This is a genomic window from Mycobacteriales bacterium, from assembly GCA_035504215.1.
Taxonomy (GTDB): domain Bacteria; phylum Actinomycetota; class Actinomycetes; order JAFAQI01; family JAFAQI01; genus DATAUK01.
In genome coordinates, this window is sequence record DATJSI010000071.1 from 1 (window position 1) to 3,407 (window position 3,407).

At 67.6% G+C, this 3,407-nt stretch carries 4 protein-coding genes; 1 reads left to right on the forward strand and 3 read right to left on the reverse strand.

Annotated features, from left to right (window positions below):
- Window positions 1-916: universal stress protein (locus tag VME70_08810; GenBank protein HTW20296.1), on the reverse strand; the 916-nt coding region annotated here is incomplete at its 3' end.
- Between the two features lie 384 nt (window positions 917-1,300).
- Entirely contained in the window at window positions 1,301-1,678 is a 378-nt protein-coding gene (locus tag VME70_08815) for a PIN domain-containing protein (GenBank protein HTW20297.1), read from the reverse strand.
- Between the two features lie 119 nt (window positions 1,679-1,797).
- Here VME70_08815 and VME70_08820 point away from each other — a divergent pair, with 119 nt between their 5' ends.
- Window positions 1,798-2,103: a hypothetical protein gene (locus VME70_08820; GenBank protein HTW20298.1), complete on the forward strand. Its 306-nt coding sequence runs from the start codon at window positions 1,798-1,800 to the stop codon at window positions 2,101-2,103.
- Window positions 2,104-2,410: 307 nt separating this feature from the next.
- On the opposite strand, the gene VME70_08825 is transcribed toward VME70_08820, so the two are convergent.
- Window positions 2,411-3,407: hypothetical protein (locus VME70_08825; GenBank protein ID HTW20299.1), on the reverse strand; the 997-nt coding region annotated here is incomplete at its 5' end.

Genomic DNA, 3,407 nt, shown 5'->3' on the forward strand with positions numbered 1-3,407 from the left:
AGTTATGGGCGCCTTGCAGGGTGGGTTGTCGGCGAGCCCGGTGCTTGTCGGCGGTCGGACGTGGGACGATCAGAACCGAACTGCCGGCGTCGGAGACGAGCGTCTCGCCGACGCTGCCTGACACAAGGCGTGCGATCGCCCCCCATCGGCGAGAGCCGACGACGGTCAGGTCGACGTCGTCCGACCACTCGCGCAATTGAGTGCCGGGATCACCGACGGCAGCAAGCACCTCGGAGCGCACCGGCAAGTCAGCGGCCAGCTCCTCGGCCTCCTCTCGCGCCTTCTGGAGCCGGCTGCTCCGGAGGCTGTCCCAGTCGGAGCCGACTGCCATCCATTCTGCTGCGGTGAACGCCGGGACGCTGTCCTCAGCGACCGTCAGCACCCGAAGCTGCGCGCTCGCCGCGCGGCTCAACGCCGACGCGAAGGCCGCTGCCGTTGCCGACTCGGGTCCCCCCTCGTATCCGACGCCGATCGACTGCAGCTCGGCACCGGTCCGGTGCAAGCCGCGCTTGGCGATCGCCAGCGCAAACGGCGCTTCTGAAAGCAGCTGTCTCGAGTGGCGCCCGATTTCGCAGCGACCGGCCGGCGCATGACGGGAGGAGCCGATGACGACGATGTCCGCCCGCGCGCGCTGTGCGAACCGGCCGAGTGCCCGCGCGTACGACCTGTCGGCGACCGTCCGCACCAGAGCCGTCGGCGCAAACTGGCGCCGCTGTTCACCGAGGGCCCTCTCGGTCGCCCGGCGCAGCGCCCGACCCTCGCTTACGTTCGGAATTAGCAACAGCGGCAGCGAGAACACGCCTACCAGGTCGAGCGTGGCACCGGAGACCGATGCCAGCGCGGCACCGAGCACGAGAGCGTCACTCCCCTCCGGGGAGCCGTCTGAGCCGACGACTATGTGCTTGACCTCGAACACGATCGAAACGAAGCATCGCCTTCGACCGCCTTGGAGGCATCCGGAGCCGTCCGACTCGGTCATCCGTAGTTCACACCACTCGCGGATCGTTCACGTCCTCACCAGGACGAGGTCCCCTGGCATGACCGGTGCTGCTGGCGGCCGCGGGATCTGCGGCTTGGAGCCGGGCTGCTTGGGCGGTGGTTCGGTCGAGCGCCGGATCGCAGAATGGCGCGTGGTTGACGAGTGCGGTCGGACGGCGCGAGCTGCAATGCGGAAGTCACGACCGGCTGCTCGAACCCTGCCTCGTCTCAGCCTGTCGGGTCGCAACCGTTCGGCCTGGCGATCGACCGCTCCGCTTCCGCGTTCGTCGCGAGGGGCAGCGCTACGGCCGCGGGGGAAACGTCAGGTCGACGACTGAACGCGCCGGGCGATCTGCCGCAGTTTCTTGTCCAGCGTGAGCAGCACCGAGTCGGTCATGATCGCCGTCGCAAGCGACATCGCGTCCGGGAGCCGCAGCGACTGATGTTCCGCTCGTAGCACTGCCGCGCGCCGCGCGACTGCGCGATCGATCGGGACGATCGAGATCCCGGCGGCGTCGAAGAACCCATCGACGGTTGCGTCGGTGCCGTGTCGCAGTGGTCGCACGATGACCTCGGCGTATACCGTCGCTGCGGTGAGCAGCTCGTCGCCGGCCGCTAATCGTGGCCGCAGTTCCGCGACTGCCGTGGCGTGTTGATCGTCCCCGGGGTCTAGGAACGCGATCACGATGTCTGCGTCCATCGCTACGCGCGCCACTCGTCACGCAGCCGATCTAGATAGCCGCGTGGGTAAGTGCCTGCCGGGAGACTGCCGGCGAAGCGGTCGATGACGTCTTCGGCACGCTCGACCTCGATCCGGCCGTGACCGATCGCTCGGATGACGACCTCGTCCCCTGCGGCCAGGCCGGCATCCTTGAGAACGCTCACGGGGAGCGTGACTTGATGCTTTCGCGAAACCCTGCTCATCGCTTTACTATTCTATCACCTGGTAAAGCAAACTCCGGGGTCTTCGGCGAAGATGGCCAGCTTCAGGTCTTCGATGTCTGGGAGAGCCAGGAGGCGTTTGATGAGTTCGTGACATACCTCGGGCCGGTCATGGAGGAGCTCGGCATCGAGCTGGCGCAGCCACCCACGATCAGGCCGATTGTGGACCTTGTCCAGCAATAGCGCTGAAGTCCACGAGCACTCGAACGCAACGGGGCAAGGGCACTCGCGGCGACCGAAGCAGTCTCGTCGCGTTCGTGCGCGCACCCGTTCGTCGCCACGAGCGCGGCCGACGGTCTTGAGCGCCGCGAGCTGCGGGCGAGTGCCGCGCTAACCGCGCCAGGCGGGAAGTCTGCCGCACCTCCGCGACGCTCGTAGCACCTGCAGAGCAGGTCTCTCGTGACCGATCACTCGCTTCGGTAGCGCGGCTGACCGGGTGCTGCTGCGCTACCGGGTCGCTGAACGAGCCTACCCCTGCGGGCTTCGCGCGTTATCTCAGGGTGATGGTCTTGCTGGTCACGGTCTTCCGTGATTGTGTGACGGTGAGCTTCGCTTTGAGTGGATGGTTTTTGGCGAGGAGTTGTTTGCCGGCATCGTTCAGAGTGAGGTTGATCGTCTTGGTGGCGCCGGCGAGGATGGTTGCGGTCTTGGAGACGATCGTGATGGTCTTCTTGGTGCTCTTGGTTGATGCTGCGAGGGCGATCACCTTGCCGCCGTGGATCGTTTCGAGCACGGATGCGGTCAGCCTGATGTTGCAGGGGGTGCTGCCTGTGCAGCTCACCCCGACGCTGATCGTGGCGCCGGATGTGCTGATGTGCTTGACCCGCGCGCGCCCTGGAGCGGTTGCTGTGATCGGCTTGGACCGGCCGCTGCTAACCAGGTGGGTGTTGTCGCCGCTGTAGTTGCCGGTGAGCGTGTAGGACGCGACGGCCGATGGGGTGAACACGATCCGGCAGGACGCGATCCCGGTCGTGGCGGTCGCCTGGAGGGTGCACCTGCCGGTGTTGGCGAGGTGGCCGGAGGTGCGGGAAGATGTGAAGCTGACGGTCCCGGAGGGGGTCGCCCCGCCGGGCTGGGTGTCGGTCACTGTCGCGGTGCAGGTAGTCGCGGTCCCGGTCTTGAGCGAGCTGGGCGAGCAGGCGAGGGAGGTGGTTGAGATCGCCCTGGCCGTCGTCTCGTACCCGGTCGCGTCGACGGCGGTGCATTCGTCTGCGGAGACGCACGCGATCGCGGTCAGAGTCGTCAGGTCGATCGTGGTCAGCGTCGGGGCGCCCGGGCTGGCCGGGTCAAACGTCACCTGCCGCCCGTCGCCGTCGACGGCGATGCACCGGGTGGCGGACGCGCACGCCACGCCGATCAGGTCGTGGCCGGTGTCGATCGTCGTCGGGGTGGGGGTCGGGGTGCCCGGGCTCGCCGGGTCAAACGTCACCTGCCGCCCGGCGACGTCGATGGCGGTGCACTGCGTGGCGGACGGGCATGCCACGCCG

Excerpts from the sequence above, each read along its gene's own strand:
- VME70_08815 (HTW20297.1), bottom strand. The coding sequence starts at position 1,678 with ATGGACGCAGACATCGTGATCGCGTTCCTAGACCCCGGGGACGATCAA.